The sequence below is a fragment of the Rhizobium leguminosarum genome (assembly GCF_001679785.1).
GTDB lineage: Bacteria > Pseudomonadota > Alphaproteobacteria > Rhizobiales > Rhizobiaceae > Rhizobium > Rhizobium leguminosarum_R.
Genome location: NZ_CP016289.1, coordinates 524,597 through 538,842, shown reverse-complemented (window position 1 = coordinate 538,842; position 14,246 = coordinate 524,597). Strand labels below are relative to the sequence as shown.

At 61.1% G+C, this 14,246-nt stretch carries 10 protein-coding genes; 5 read left to right on the top strand and 5 right to left on the bottom strand.

Going from position 1 to position 14,246, the window contains the following annotated elements; translation table 11 throughout:
• Window positions 1-62 precede the first annotated feature (62 nt).
• Window positions 63-1,265 carry an ROK family transcriptional regulator gene (locus tag BA011_RS34050; RefSeq protein ID WP_065284090.1) on the top strand — a complete coding sequence of 401 codons (1,203 nt, stop codon included), beginning with the start codon at window positions 63-65 and terminating at the stop codon, window positions 1,263-1,265.
• Window positions 1,266-1,300: 35 nt separating this feature from the next.
• On the opposite strand, the gene BA011_RS34045 is transcribed toward BA011_RS34050, so the two are convergent.
• Window positions 1,301-2,215: a DMT family transporter gene (locus tag BA011_RS34045; RefSeq protein ID WP_065284089.1), complete on the bottom strand. Its 915-nt coding sequence runs from the start codon at window positions 2,213-2,215 to the stop codon at window positions 1,301-1,303.
• A gap of 277 nt (window positions 2,216-2,492) precedes the next feature.
• Here BA011_RS34045 and BA011_RS34040 point away from each other — a divergent pair, with 277 nt between their 5' ends.
• A complete protein-coding gene (locus BA011_RS34040; RefSeq protein ID WP_065284088.1) occupies window positions 2,493-3,233 on the top strand; it encodes a helix-turn-helix domain-containing protein in 741 nt (246 codons plus the stop codon).
• Window positions 3,234-3,317: 84 nt separating this feature from the next.
• On the opposite strand, the gene BA011_RS34035 is transcribed toward BA011_RS34040, so the two are convergent.
• The gene (locus BA011_RS34035; protein WP_062940247.1) at window positions 3,318-4,133 is read right to left on the bottom strand and encodes an oxidoreductase; all 816 of its coding nucleotides are present in this window, start codon (window positions 4,131-4,133) and stop codon (window positions 3,318-3,320) included.
• Between the two features lie 90 nt (window positions 4,134-4,223).
• On the opposite strand from BA011_RS34035, the gene BA011_RS34030 reads away from it, so the two are divergent.
• Window positions 4,224-4,688, top strand: a complete 465-nt coding sequence (locus BA011_RS34030; protein WP_065284087.1) for a winged helix-turn-helix transcriptional regulator — start codon at window positions 4,224-4,226, stop codon at window positions 4,686-4,688.
• 85 nt (window positions 4,689-4,773) lie between these two features.
• On the opposite strand, the gene BA011_RS34025 is transcribed toward BA011_RS34030, so the two are convergent.
• A complete protein-coding gene (locus tag BA011_RS34025; protein ID WP_065284086.1) occupies window positions 4,774-6,795 on the bottom strand; it encodes a beta-N-acetylhexosaminidase in 2,022 nt (673 codons plus the stop codon).
• A gap of 484 nt (window positions 6,796-7,279) precedes the next feature.
• Here BA011_RS34025 and BA011_RS34020 point away from each other — a divergent pair, with 484 nt between their 5' ends.
• Window positions 7,280-8,821: a DHA2 family efflux MFS transporter permease subunit gene (locus BA011_RS34020; protein ID WP_065284085.1), complete on the top strand. Its 1,542-nt coding sequence runs from the start codon at window positions 7,280-7,282 to the stop codon at window positions 8,819-8,821.
• 233 nt (window positions 8,822-9,054) lie between these two features.
• Here BA011_RS34020 and BA011_RS34015 read toward each other — a convergent pair whose 3' ends face one another.
• Together BA011_RS34015 and BA011_RS34010 are read right to left on the bottom strand one after the other, a co-directional pair.
• Entirely contained in the window at window positions 9,055-9,315 is a 261-nt protein-coding gene (locus tag BA011_RS34015; RefSeq protein WP_065284084.1) for a hypothetical protein, read from the bottom strand.
• Window positions 9,316-9,920: 605 nt separating this feature from the next.
• Window positions 9,921-10,589: a hypothetical protein gene (locus tag BA011_RS34010; protein WP_065284083.1), complete on the bottom strand. Its 669-nt coding sequence runs from the start codon at window positions 10,587-10,589 to the stop codon at window positions 9,921-9,923.
• Between the two features lie 344 nt (window positions 10,590-10,933).
• On the opposite strand from BA011_RS34010, the gene BA011_RS34005 reads away from it, so the two are divergent.
• Complete coding sequence (locus BA011_RS34005) at window positions 10,934-14,221, top strand: GH36-type glycosyl hydrolase domain-containing protein (protein ID WP_065284082.1); 3,288 nt, start codon at window positions 10,934-10,936, stop codon at window positions 14,219-14,221.
• Window positions 14,222-14,246: the final 25 nt, after the last annotated feature.

Sequence of the window (14,246 nt, the reverse complement as noted above, 5' to 3'; positions counted from 1 at the left end):
TGTGGCTTTCATCGGTGTTCGTCTTGTGACAAGGGTGACGCACCATTTCCTTTGAAGGCGACATGAAGGCGATCTCCGGCACGAATCTCGAGCAGGCCAAGTCTCACAACCGGCGTGTGGTGATCGAGGCTGTCCGCACGAATGGTCCCTTGTCGCGCGCAGCGATCGCCCGGATGACGGCGCTGACTGCCCAGACCGTCTCCAATATCGTCGAGGAACTGGAGCGATCGCACCTTCTCGTTCCGTCCGAGGCGCAGAAGCTGGCGCGTGGCCAGCCGATCATCCCTTACACCATCAATCCGCGCGGCGCCTATTCGATAGGTCTCGAACTTGGCCGCCAGCGCGCAAGCGGGGTTCTGACGGATCTCTCCGGCGCCGTCTGCGCGCGCATCGAGCGCCACGTCGAACATCCGGATCCGCAAAGGGCCATGCCGGCTCTCCAGTCCATCGTCGAGGATCTCCAGCAGGCCTTCACATTCGACCGGAACAGGCTGCTCGGCGTCGGGATGGCCCTGCCCGGCCGCTATGCCGATGGCGGCACCACGTCGCTCAGCCCGCAGAACCTGCCCGGCTGGCAGGATTTTCCTGTCGGGCATGAGCTCGAACAGCGGGTCAAGGTGCCGGTGCTCGTCGAGAACGATGCGACGGCAGCCGCGATCGGCGAGCGTCTTCATGGCGTTGCCCGCGGTTTCGGCAGCTTCGTCTATCTGTTTCTCGCAGGCGGCGGCGGCATCGGCGCCGGAATGTTCCTCGACGGCCACCTCTACAAGGGCAGCCGCAACAATGCCGGCGAGATCGGCCATATCATCGTCGAACCGCATGGCAAGCTCTGCAGCTGCGGCAAGCGCGGCTGTCTGGATCGCTACGTGTCACCGGCCGTCGCCTATGAATTCATGGGCATTGCCAATGCCGAGGAGCTGTCGCCTGACGATCTCGACGCACGGATCGCCAAGGGCGGCGAAGGTCTCGATGCCTGGCTGGATCAGGCCGTCCAGCCGCTGCGGCAGACCGTCGATTTTCTGGAACTGGCCTTCGATCCGCAGACCATCGTGCTCGGCGGCAGTATCTCGACATCGCTGATGCTTCGGCTTGCAGAGCGGCTGGAGCCGCTGCATACCCCGATCGACCCCAATCAAAAGCGGACGGTACCCCGGGTGATGATCGGCATGACCGGCAAGGATACGGCAATCCTCGGCGCCGCCGCCCTGCCGATCTTTTCCGAAACCAATCCGCGCTTCGACGTCCTGCAAAAGCCGCTCGGCTAGCTACCTCCGCCCGGGAGATTGCCGAGGCCGGCCTCTCATCCGCCTGCGGGCAGCCTCGTATCTGACTGCGGCGGGCGACGGGCTAGAGGTCGCGCAAAGATGACCACGTTGCCGAGAAGCGTCAGCGCGAGGCCGATCAAGCCCAGACCGCTCCAGTGGTAGCCCTCGAAGACCGTCGACAAGGACAGGGCGACGATCGGGAACAGGACGGTGGCATAGGCAGCGCGCGAGGAGCCGATGCGGGACACCAGCATGAGGTAGGTGGTGAAGCCGATCACCGATCCGATTGCCGCGAGATAGAGCATGGCGGCAAGATAGGTGATGTTGGGCGGTGCCACGATCGGCGTTTGCGTCACGGCAATCAGGAAGAGGAGGACGATCGTGCCATAGGTCATGCCCCAGGCATTGGCGGTCAGCGGTGAGATTCCGACCGCGCTGTTTCGACGCGATGCCATATTGCCCAGCGAGAAGAACAGCGTACCAAGCGCTGCGAGCCCGATTCCTTTCAACGTGCCCATATTGAAATCGACGACGACGTCCTGTCCGAAAAGGAGGAGAAGGCCGGTTGCTCCGAGGGCGGCTGCGAGAAGCGTGCGGCCTGTAATGCGGTCGCCGAAGAAGAGACGTGCATTGACGGCATTGTAGATCGTTGCGAGCGAGAAGATCACCGAGATCAGCCCGGATGGGATAGAGGCGGCGGCGTTGTAGAAACAGATGAAATTGAGGCTAAACAGGCAGAGCGCTTGCGCAAGGATGAAAGGTTGATCGCGCAAGGCAGGCAGCTTGAGCTGCCGCATGACAACCAGGATGGCGACGAGGATCACGGCTGCAACCGCAAATCTGTAAAAGACCGAGACCAAGACCGGCACGGGACCGACCTGCATCGCAATGGCGATCCAGGTCGTGCCCCATATCAGGACGGTCGCGATGAAAAGAGCGGCATTTGCCATGGAGTGATCCTCGTTTTCCCGACCAATAGGCGAACCGTGAGCAGGCCTCTTGCAGATTCTTGCTATGAAATCGATTTGCCCGGACTTCCGGCTCGCCATGCGGGTCGTCCGCCGGTATTGTTCGCGCGGCATGATCAGGTGTGGGGAAGAATTGGTGAAATATAGTCACCCCTCGGTTTTCAGGTTTCTATCCGCATCTCCCACTGCGCGGATGTCACAGTCCATCGATCTGGGGTTCGGGCGATCAGCTGCCATCTGGAGCAATGCACACGACAGGATGAGCTATCAGCGGCCGAACGGTCATACGTTCAGTCTTTATCTCAGGGGCGGCGCCGGAACGCGTCGTCTGGATGGCAGCCCCGCCGCTCGCGGCCGTCCGGGAGTGCTGTGCATCATGCCGCAGGAGCACTCTTCCGAATGGGAAATCACCGACTTCTCCCAATTCGTCCATCTGTATGTTCCCGACGACCAGATGCGCCGGATGTTTGCCGAGACGTTTGACCGCGATGCGCGGCTCATGGCTCTTCCCGAATTAACCTTCGCAGATGCACCCGTCTTGGCGCACACGCTTCGACAGATGACGAAAGCGATCGTGACGGGCGGTTATCTGCTGGCTGAGGAAGCGATGACGCAGGCGATCAACGATTTCTTCGTTGATCCGCGTTATGGAGGGATGCGTCCCTGCGCGATCAGCGGCGGGCTCGCTCCTCATGTGCGGCGCCGGAGTCTGGAGTATATCGAGGCCCATCTCGGTGAGACAATCCGCTTGCAGGATCTGGCGGCGATCGGGCAGCTCAGCGCCTTTCATTTTCAGCGGATGTTCCGGGCAAGCTATGGTGTGTCCCCACATGGCTGGGTGGCTCACCGGCGTATCGAGCGCGCCAAATCGATGTTATCAGGCATGGACCCAATAGCGCAGATCGCTTCGGCCTGCGGCTTCAGCAGCCAGAGCCACATGACACGGGCATTCAAGTTGGGCACCGGCGTCACACCCTCTGCCTACCGGCAACGACAGTGAAACCCTTCGCTCGGTAAACGTTTGTTCGCTGTGGGCGGAGCGGGACGGCAGCCTTGATCTCTGACCGATAACGTCGGCGCAGGCTCAACCGGGAAGTTTGTTGAATTTCCGGAGGCTCTTGTCGACGAAGGACTCGGGCAGGAAGCGGCGGATGAAACGCACCTGTCCTGCTGCTTTTCCGGCTGTGTAACGTCTCTTGGGCGAGGCCGCATTGGCGGCCCGGATGACGGTTGCGGCGACCACCTCGGGCGCATCGCCCTTCGAGACGATCTCGCGCATCAGCTTCTCCGCGTCGGCCCGCACCGCATCATAGAAGGCAAGCGGCCGGTCGGGGCGCGTGATGTTCTCCTCGAAGGAGGTGCGGGTGACGCCCGGTTCGACGAGGACGACGCGGATGCCCTGCGTGCGCACTTCATGGTCGAGGGATTCCGAGTAACCTTCGATCGCGTGTTTGGTCGCGGCGTAGAGCGCGTTGAAGGGCGCCGGGATCAGCCCGAGGATCGAGCTCAGGTTGACGATCCGGCCGCCGCGCTGCCGCCGCATTACCGGCAGCACCGCATTGGTCATGCGCATCGTGCCGAAGACGTTGACGTCGAATACGGCTTTGGCCTGCGCCGTCGTCGACTCCTCTGCACCACCGAGCAGGCCGATCCCGGCATTGTTGACCAGCAGATCGATCCGTCCCGTGCGCTTCAGAACCTCGTCGACGACGCTCTGCACCGATTGATCGTCGATGACGTCGCAGACCAGCATGGTGATGCCGTCGGCGGTGTCGGCCATCGGCTTTCGGCTGGTGCCGAACACCTGGTAACCGTCGCGTAGCAAGGCCTGCGCCGTTACCAGCCCGATGCCGGAAGAAGCCCCTGTGACCAGGGCAATGCCGCGTTCTCTTTTGCTCATCGACGTCTGCCTTCGTTTTTGTCGTGGAATATCCATGCGCATTCTGTTACTATCAAATCGATAGCAAGTCACTACTAAAAAGATATCGACATGAAGAATCTTTCGAACCAGCCCTGCCTGATCGCTCGCAGCCTGGCACTCGTCGGCGATGCGTGGAGCATGTTGATCATGCGCGACGCCCATGCGGGGCTGACCCGCTTCGATGAATTTCGCAAAAGCCTCGGCATCGTCCCGACAATGCTGACGGGGCGGCTGTCATCGCTGACCGAGGAAGGATTGCTGGAAAAGCGTCGTTATTCCGAGCGTCCGCCGCGCGACGAATATCTGCTGACGGAAGCCGGCCGCGACTTTCTGCCGGTGCTGTTTGCGATCGGCGCCTGGGGCCGCAAGCATCGCAGCGGCGGTGCAGTCACCCGTTTCTTCGACGCTGAGACCGGAACGGAGATCGATCCCCTCACAATCGACCGCGCGACCGGCGCGGAGATTGGAACCCGTCCTATTCGTATCGCCGCACCCGACTGCGAGCTGCCCGCGGCACCTGACAACTCCCCTTGAAAGCGATGTCAGTATCCTTGCCATCACCGCCTCCGGCAATGGCAAGGATAATCTTCACATCAAAACCCGCGACCCAATCCTGGCGCTACGACTGCTGTAGCCCGTAGAGCAGCGGCATCAGTCCGGCGAGCGCCCTGAAGCGCTCCCACGACTTGGATGACGGCTTCGTCCAGCCCGTTTCGGCAAGTGCGGAAAGGCGCGGAAAGACGAGGCGGTCGAATACGGCGCGATCCGTCATCGGCTCGGACCAGATGCAGGCCTGGATGCCGAGGAGTTTCTGTTTCTGCGCGGCCGTCCAGCCGCCGATGGGATCGAAATTGTAGAGCTTCTCCGCGTCTGAAGTCCCCGCCCAGCTGGCGCCGGGCTCATCCCAGTCGGGCCTGAGCGCCATGTCGAGGTAATAGACCTGTCCGGGGCAGACGACGATTTCATAGCCGCGCTCGGCGAGTTGGGCCGAGACCTCGACATTGCGCCAGCTGCAGAGATAGCTCTTCGATTTGTCGATGACATCGCCGTGGGCCGCCTCTTCCCAGCCGCCGGTGATGCAGCCCTTGCTCGCAAGGAAGCGCTGGACGCGGTTCAGGAACTCCGCCTGCAGGATGGCGGCACCCGAGCCGTGGATGTCGTCGGCGCCATGGGTATTGGTCACCACGTTCAGCCGCTTGGCATGCGCATCGGCAACCTCGTTGCCCGCCACACTACGCAGGCGTTCGAGCGCTTCCGGCGAACCGGACCACGCGCCAAGCGGAACTTCGTCGGCGCCGAGATGGATGGTCTTGAACGGAAAGAGCTCGATGAGTTCTAAGAGGATCGTCTCGATGATCTCATAGGTCTTCTCGCGGGCCGGATTGATGCAATTGTCGGGAAAGCCCTGAACCGAATAATAACTGCCGACCTCGGCCGGATCGCGCAGCTCCGGTATCGCCTGCAGCATGGCGTAGCAATGGCCGGGGACATCGATCTCCGGCACGACCTCCACGCCGAAGCTCTTGGCATGGGCGACGATCTCGCGGATGGCAGCCTTGGTGTAATAACCGCCGGTGCGGGCCGGGCTCGAACCGAGCAGCGGCGGAACGGCTAGGCCGTGGCCGCGCCAGGCGCCGACCGCGGTCAAATCAGGATAGGCGTCGATCTCGACGCGCCAGGCTTCGTCGTCGGAAAGGTGCCAGTGGAAGCGGTTGAGCTTGTTCCAGGCAAGCACCGCCAGCAGCTTCTTGACCTCGGCCGCACCGTAGAACTGGCGGGCGACGTCGAGATGCAGGCCGCGCCAGCCCATCGACGGCTCATCGACGATCTCGCCGGAGGCCGGAAACTGGAAGACCTCGGGATGCAGCCTTGCACCGCGCCAGATCTGGCCGAGCGTGACGAGGCCGTAGAGGAAGCCGGTTTGGCTGCTGGCCTCGATGGTGATCGTCTCACCCTCGAAGCTCAGCCGATAGGCCTCTGGCCCGAAGCCGGCGGCATCCTTCAGGGCAACCGGAACCGCGCCTTCCGCCTCGCTCCGCACGATGCCTTCGACGGCGAAGAGATGCTCGACCAGCGCTGCGAAGTTTCGTGTTGCCGCCTCCCCTTCAACGCTCCGCGCCTGCGGCGCAAAACCGGCCGGCAGCGGACGGCGCGAGGCGACCGCCACATGGTTCGGCCAGGGGATGATCGACACCTGAACAGGCGCATTGACGGGCACCGGATAGATCTCGGCGCCACGCTTCAATGGGGCGTTGCTGACCGAAGATCGTGTCGGCTCTATGGTGAGCACGATCGTGCTGCCGTCGGAAAGGGCGAGATAACCGCTCGTCGCACCGTCCGTCCAGTGGCGGAACTGCCAGCTCAGCGCGTAGACAGAGATCGTCCACGTCTCTCCGGCACCGAGAACGAAATTGGCCGGCGGCTGGAATTCGGTGAAATTCGAGAGCCGGTGTGAAACCGTGGCGCCTTCGACGCGCCCGGCAGGATCGACACGACCCGGGCCGCTCACGCACAGCGAAAAATTCGAAAGCGGCTCGGAGCCCTGGTTTTTGAGGCGTAGGACGTAGGAAAATTCCTTGCCGTCTGCAGGCGGGTTCCAAAGGGTTTCAAGCCGCAGGGCTTTTGGTCGCGGTGTGGACATGGTCACTCTTTCCTCTGGATGATCGGATCATAAGCATTCCGGCGCACTACCGAGAACGGAACGATTGCTGCCGCAAAGCCGGCTCCGATGGAAGGCGCGGGGGCATAGTTGATCAAAGCAACCTCACCCACGCGATCCCGTCGTTCTTGAAGTCAATCAAATTGATTTAAGATTGATAGTCAGTTTCCAGCCAGCACGTCAATTGCCGATTTGAAATTTCTGCGGCGCTCCGGAGCAGCTCTCAGCGACGCGCACCGAACTGCAGGAAGACCTCGTCGGGCGTGGGACGGCTGGTCGCGTTGGTGACGTATTTGTGTTGGCAGATCCCTATCGCTTCCGTCCTCATCCGAACTATGGTGTCGGCATCGGCGGAATTGCGCTCCACGTCTTTGATTGCGGCATACCGTTGACCGTCTCGATCTTAAACAGGATCAGCCTTAGTCTTCGCATCCCGGGCGGAGGATGCAGCGCGCGGGATCATCGCATGTCGGAACGACTTGAATCTGCCCGCCCTGATGAAACACCCGCCATCGTCTGGCTCGGCTTCATGGCGATGTGCGTCGGCATGTTCATGGCGATCCTCGACGTCCAGGTGGTGGCGACATCGCTGCCGACCATCCAGTCGGCGCTGGATATCGATCCGGATCAGATGAGCTGGATACAGACGGCCTATCTCATCGCCGAAGTAGTGGCCATCCCGCTCACCGGCTTCTTGACGCGGCTTCTGACGATGCGATGGCTGTTCGTTACCGCCATTAGCCTGTTCGTCGCGGCCTCCGCCGGCTGTGCGATGAGCGGAAGCTTCGGTGAGCTGGTAGCCTGGCGGGTGCTTCAGGGCTTTTCCGGCGGAACCCTGATCCCTTCGGTGTTTTCAGCCGTGTTCGTTCTCTTCCCGAACGAGCGCCAGGCGCTTGCGACGACGATCGCCGGCGTTCTCGCGGTGTTGGCCCCGACCGTTGGGCCGATCGTCGGCGGATGGCTGACGCAAACCTATTCCTGGCACTGGTTGTTCCTGATCAACATCCTTCCAGGCATTGCCTCGGCAATCCTGGCGGCACGGTCCTTGCCGAGGCAGGCGACCGATCCGTCCGAACTCAGGCATCTCGACGGTCCGTCGCTTCTGCTGATGGCAACCGCGCTGACGAGCCTGGAACTCAGCCTGAAAGAGGCGCCGACGAGCGGCTGGATTTCGGCCTATGTTTTAAGTCTGCTAACGGTCTGCCTTGCATCGGGAGGCGCGTTCATATGGCGAACGCTGCGCAGAGACAGGCCGATTGTCGATCTCGGCAATTTCGGCGATCGAAACTTTCTCGTCGGTTCGGTTCTGAGCTTCGTGCTCGGCATTGGCCTCTTCGGCTCGGTCTATCTCATGCCGGTCTTTCTCGCTTTCATCAGGGGACACGACGCCCTCCAAATCGGCATGACGATGCTCGTCACCGGCGTCGCGCAATTGATCACGGCGCCGATCGCGGTCGCGCTGGAGAAGCGGATGGACGCGCGATTGCTGTCGGCGGCCGGTTTCGCGCTCTTTGCGATCGGTGTCGGGATGAGCGCTTTTCAGGATCCTCGTTCGGATTATGACGCGATGTTCTGGCCGCAGGTCGTGCGCGGCGTCGCCATCATGTTCTGCCTGCTGCCGCCGACGCGGCTGGCGCTCGGCACCCTGCCGCCGGACCGCATTCCCGACGCAAGCGGACTTTTCAACCTGATGCGCAATCTCGGCGGGGCGATCGGCATCGCTCTCATCGACACCATCATCTACACGCGCTCGGAGCCGCTGGGACAAGTCCTCTGGACCCGCCTTCAAGCCGGCGACGTCGAGGCTGCGACATTCGTCGGCGCACCTCTTCAGGCCATATCGGGGCATAGTGGCAGCTTCGACGCGGATACCACGGCGCTGCTCGATCCGTTGGTCCAGACCGCGGCAAGCGTCCAGGCGATCAACGAAGCCTGGATGGTGATTGCCGTCCTGACCGGCTGCGCCCTGCTCTCGGTGCCCTTTGCCAGGCGGCCAACGTCTACGTGAAAACCAGGGTTGACGAAACCGCTCTAAAGAGAGCTAAGTTGTTGAAAACCTGGAGACGAGACTGCAATAGCGCCACCAGCTGTCAGTCTTTTATTCTGCGACAAGGTCAGAACCCTACCCCCGCGATCCTGAGATGGAAGCCCAACGCATCGGTCAAACGGCTTCTAGGCTAGCTGAGCACTGCGCGTCTCGGCATCGATGAAATAGGCTGCCGCACCGTAGCGAAGTCTAACTTACGATTTCGGCTTGAAGAACCTATCGGCTTCCTTCATCGCATTCTGCGCCGAGCCGTACAGCGCGCTCACGGCATCGCGCATTTCGGCAAACGCCTGCATGGTTCGTGGCGAAAGGTAATCGCCTCTTGCTTCAGCATTGAGCCGCAAAGCTCTCTCGCAATCGGCGGCAATTCTATCCAGCTCCGGGGAAACCCGATAGAGCCGTTCCAAAATGGCGTCGATGTCACCCTTGGCGCGTTCAGACATTCGTTCTGCCATCAAACCCTCACCATTGTGTCGCTTCCCTGGAGCCGAAGAACTCCTAAAGCAGTGTTCCCTGCCCGGCTTCGTCAGCCACTTTTACGTCCGCGTCGCCACGACGTAGCTCGCATATCGCTCCGGTCTCAAACAAACTCTATTGATGACTGAATTACGGTTATAGGACCGAAGCCAGCGGCTGGGAACTGGGATGCCGGTCGATCAAACCCGGCGGCAACGCGTGATTTTCGCAGACAAAAAAAGTGGGCCGACGGAAAACCGTGGCCCATTAGTTGTGAAGGTATAAACCTCCAGAGGGGAACAGCTGAAACGACGGAACTGGGAGGAAAGCCGTCGTGTTGCATCAGCTACAATCACTATGCTCTTTTTTTGACCAGTTGGAAAACATTTTTTGTGCAATGCAGCTATGCAACGGCGGACCATCCAGCCGAAGGAGCCGTGGAGGATGGATCTTGAACGCTGCTACCGCGGCCTGGGTCTTGAACTTTTTAGAAGGCGCCGATTCGGCGCCGGACTAGGCCGCGATGAAACGAGCCATCCTATGGAGAAGAGGCCATGCGTGAGGACGCAATGCCTTTCATCGGGTTCGACGATTTCGTTTGATTCTACTCGGCGTCGTCGTTCGCCTTTGGGAACAGTTGCAGCACATTTGACCCACTCGGGTGCGCGAGAGTGCGAGCCTTTGGGAGCCGCGAGTTATTTTCTCCAGCCTTTTGGATAGCTGAAACGAGACCTTCCCGCTGGCGATAATAATCTGGCTTGGCAGGCAGGGTGAGGTCAAACTCTTCAAGCATACGCTCAATAATGTCCATCGCTTCAGCCGCCAGACCAGCATAACCTTCTTGGCGTCGTTCGAAGAAGCCATCGTATCCGGGCCTGGAAAGGTCGAGACTATCCAACGCATAAGAAAGGGTCTTCACTCGGTTCGACAACCACAAAATTTCTTCTGAAAGCTCGGTATTGAAAAGCCCCCAGTTTGCGTCATGCGGAAGTGCAAGTGTTGGATCGGGAACGTGAAACGCGAACTGGCCTTCATCCATAGGATTGAATTCGGGCATGTCGTGAACGGCCGCATAGCTGGCTCCGACAAAATCATCTAGGGCCAGCACCGTCAGCATCGCTAGGTTTCTAACCTCGGCTTTCGGGCGCCGGTTGATCCTAGACTTCGCAAGTCGAATGACGATGGGAAGCAACGAGCCAGCGGCTAAACCGCCAGCCCCGATGAACGCTCCCATTGCCATGATCCCTTGGGTGGTTTCGAAGAACTGCGTCAATAGTCACCTCGTTGAATAGGAGCTGCGAGTTGCGTCAAGAAGCACGCACAGACGGAATCAGCACTTTCCGTCCCAGTTTGCCTTGAACTTAAACGATAGGGAACTCCGTTTCCGCCGGTATGGCGCCATTGAGCAACCCGGCGGCATCATCGTCACGGCGACCACACTTCCTTTGAAGCCTTGGCAATGACCTATCGGTGCAACTATCGAATTGGAACATCAAGTGATATCGACTGGCCTGGCTTTCAAGGCCCTGATCGAGAACCGGCGATAGTGGTAAGATTTCTCTCAACCATTTTGCGTCATCCTCCAATTCCCCTTTGAAGCCAATCGACGAGATCTCAATGGCCATGGACCTTGACCGCAGTTTTCAAATGCCGCGACGCGACGAGCTTGGCCTCTTCACGATCAGCAACGGTTCCGGCCTGTCGATATCGGCCCTGCCGAACGGCACCCTGTTTGCCATCGAATATGCCGACGACAAGGGATCGGTGCAGATCAACCAGATTCAGGGCTCGCCGCTCGCCGGCGGCATCGGCCGCCTTTATCTGCGCATCGGCGGTGCGGCACCTGACGTCGTCGAGCTTGTCGGGCCTCGCGCCGATGGCAGCTTCGGGCACGATGCGACGAGCCTCTCCTGGAGCGGCAAGAGAGGCGATATCGGCTACAATGTCCGCCTCGAGCTCCATCCCTCCGAAGCGGCCTGGTTCTGGCGTGCCTCCATCCGGCATCTGAAGGATGGAACGCTGCCGGTCGATCTGGTGCTGATCCAGGACGTCGGTCTCGGCGATCGCGGTTTCCTGATGAACAGCGAAGCCTATGCCTCGCAATATGTCGATCATCATATCGCCGATCACGAGACCTTCGGCCCTGTCGTGATGAACCGGCAAAATCTCAAGCAGTCGGGCGCCCGCAACCCCTGGCTCGCGCAGGGCTGCCTCGATGGCGCGGCTGCCTATGCCACCGATGCGATCCAGCTGGTGCAGGCGAGCGACCGCCTCGGCGACCTGCTGGTCGGGCCTTTCGGCACCAGCCTGCCGAGCAAACGGCGACAGCAGGAGACGGCATGCCCCGCCATTCAGTCAAAATCGCTTTCCGTGCCGGCGACCGGCGCGACCACGACCTTCTTTGCCGTGTTCGCCGCCGATCATCCCGAGGCGTCGAACGATGCCGACCTTTCACGGCTTGACGAGCTAGCGGCGACAGACAGTGCGCCTGCCGATATCGAGGAGGTCGCGCCGGTCCGCAGCCTGCTCCAGGATGCTGCCTTGCTGAAGGCCGAGGCGCTGGACAAAAAGGCGATCGGCCGACTCTATCCGGAGCGGAGCCTGGAAGAGCGGGTCGACGGAAAGCTTCTTTCGTTTTTCGTCTCCGATGGCGTTCTGAACCGTCATGTGGTCCTGCGCGACAAGGAGCTGATTGTGGCGCGCCGTCACGGCGCGATCGTCAGAAGCGGTGAGAATATGCTGCTCGACGATACGACGCTTGCCGCGACCTGCTGGATGCAGGGCATTTTCGCGGCCCAGCTGACGATCGGCAATACGTCCTTTCACAAGCTCTTTTCCGTCTCCCGCGACCCCTACAATCTGACCCGCGCCAGCGGGCTGCGCATCATGGCGGATGTCGGCGCCGGCTGGCAGCTTCTGGCGGTGCCGTCGGCTTTCGAAATGGGGCTCAGCGATTGCCGCTGGATCTATCGTCTCCTCGAACGCACGATCATCGTGTCGGCGGTCGCCTCCGGCGAGGATGCGGCGATGCAGTGGACTGTCTCCGTCGAGGGCGAGCCGTGCCGCTTCCTGGTATTCGGCCATGTCGTGCTTGGCGAGCGCGAATATGACGCGGGCGGGCAGATCGAATTCGATCCGTCGGGCAAACGCATGCTTTTCCGGCCGGACCCGGCCTGGCTCTGGGGCGAGCGCTATCCCGATGCCGCCTATTGGCTGGTCAGTTCGACGCCCGACGCGATCGAGGAAATCGGCGGCGACGAACTGCTCTACAGCGATGGGATAACACGCAACGGTGCTTTCGTGGCGCTCCGATCCCTGATCACCCAGGCGCTCTCTTTCGCCGTCGTCGGCTCGATGGCCGATGCGGCGGAAGCCGAGCGACTGGCGCAACGTTATGAGGCCGGCGTCACCGACGAAGCCATGCTTGCGCCGGCATCGAAATTCTGGCGGAACGCCGTGCGCGGCCTGACGATCGCCAGCACTTCTCCCGACCTTGCCGCGCAGACGACCCTCCTGCCCTGGCTCGCGCATGATGCGATCGTGCATCTGAGCGTACCGCACGGCCTCGAGCAATATACCGGTGCGGCCTGGGGCACACGCGACGCATGCCAGGGGCCGATCGAATTCCTGCTCGCCTATGAGCATGACCGCGAAGCCAAGGAGGTGCTGAAAACCGTCTTCAGCGAACAATACCTGGAAAAAGGCGACTGGCCGCAATGGTTCATGCTGGAGCCCTATGCCAACATTCGGGCGGGCGATAGTCACGGCGACATCGTCGTCTGGCCGCTAAAGGCGCTCTGCGACTATATCGAAGCGACGGGCGATCTCGCCATCCTCGACGAGAAAGTCTCCTGGCGCGACGAAAAGACAATGGCCCGGGCGCCGGAGCTCGACACCATCGCGATCCATGTCGAGAAGCTGCTTGATACCGTTCGCGAAGCTTTCATTCCCGGAACGCATCTGATCCGCTATGGCGAGGGAGACTGGAACGATTCCCTGCAGCCGGCCGATCCGCATCTGCGCGACTGGATGGTCAGCAGCTGGACCGTTGCCCTGCTCTACGAGCAGATCGTCCGTTATTCGGCGATCCTGCGCCGCCTCGGCCATGGCGGCAGGGCCAAAGGCTTGAGGAAGATCGCAACGGCGATGCGCCGGGATTTCAACCGCTATCTCGTGCGTGACGGCGTCGTTGCCGGCTATGGCATCTTCGATCCCAGCCATGACGGCGTCGAGTTGCTGCTGCACCCGAGCGACCGGCGCACCGGCCTGCATTACTCGCTGATCTCGATGACGCAAGCAATGCTCGGCGGCCTCTTCACGCCGGCTCAGAGACAGGGTCATATGAAGCTGATCGAAAATCATCTGCTCTTTCCCGACGGCGTACGACTGATGGAGAAGCCCGCGACCTATGCCGGCGGACCCGAGACGCTGTTTCGACGGGCCGAATCCTCCTCCTTCTTCGGCCGCGAGATCGGGCTGATGTATGTGCATGCGCATCTGCGTTACTGCGAAACGCTGGCACTCGATGCCGAAGCGGAAGAGCTCTGGAGGGCGATCGCTGTCGTCAACCCGATTTCCGTCACATCTGCGCTGCCGCATGCGTCGCTGCGCCAGCGCAACACCTATTTCAGCAGCAGCGATGCGGCTTTCCATGACCGTTATCAGGCAGCGGCCGAATGGGAACGCGTCAAGGCGGGAGAGATCGCCGTCGACGGCGGATGGCGGATCTATTCAAGCGGCCCCGGGCTCTACACCAGGAGCTTCGTCGAAAATATCCTCGGCTTCAAACGGCGCTTCGGCCGCCGCAAACGCAAACCGCTTCTTCCCGCGATCCACGCCTCTGCCAATCTGCAAACCGACCACGCCGCCTGGCGCCGGCTGATGAAGCCGAAGCCTGAGGTGTGACGCGGGCGCGCCTCATGCACTGCGG

What these genes read in the sequence shown, in the direction of transcription:
- BA011_RS34050 (WP_065284090.1), top strand. Translation starts at nt 63, where the DNA reads ATGAAGGCGATCTCCGGCACGAATCTCGAGCAGGCCAAGTCTCACAAC.
- BA011_RS34045 (WP_065284089.1), bottom strand. Translation starts at nt 2,215, where the DNA reads ATGGCAAATGCCGCTCTTTTCATCGCGACCGTCCTGATATGGGGCACG.
- BA011_RS34040 (WP_065284088.1), top strand. Translation starts at nt 2,493, where the DNA reads ATGAGCTATCAGCGGCCGAACGGTCATACGTTCAGTCTTTATCTCAGG.
- BA011_RS34035 (WP_062940247.1), bottom strand. Translation starts at nt 4,133, where the DNA reads ATGAGCAAAAGAGAACGCGGCATTGCCCTGGTCACAGGGGCTTCTTCC.
- BA011_RS34030 (WP_065284087.1), top strand. Translation starts at nt 4,224, where the DNA reads ATGAAGAATCTTTCGAACCAGCCCTGCCTGATCGCTCGCAGCCTGGCA.
- BA011_RS34025 (WP_065284086.1), bottom strand. Translation starts at nt 6,795, where the DNA reads ATGTCCACACCGCGACCAAAAGCCCTGCGGCTTGAAACCCTTTGGAAC.
- BA011_RS34020 (WP_065284085.1), top strand. Translation starts at nt 7,280, where the DNA reads ATGTCGGAACGACTTGAATCTGCCCGCCCTGATGAAACACCCGCCATC.
- BA011_RS34015 (WP_065284084.1), bottom strand. Translation starts at nt 9,315, where the DNA reads ATGGCAGAACGAATGTCTGAACGCGCCAAGGGTGACATCGACGCCATT.
- BA011_RS34005 (WP_065284082.1), top strand. Translation starts at nt 10,934, where the DNA reads ATGGCCATGGACCTTGACCGCAGTTTTCAAATGCCGCGACGCGACGAG.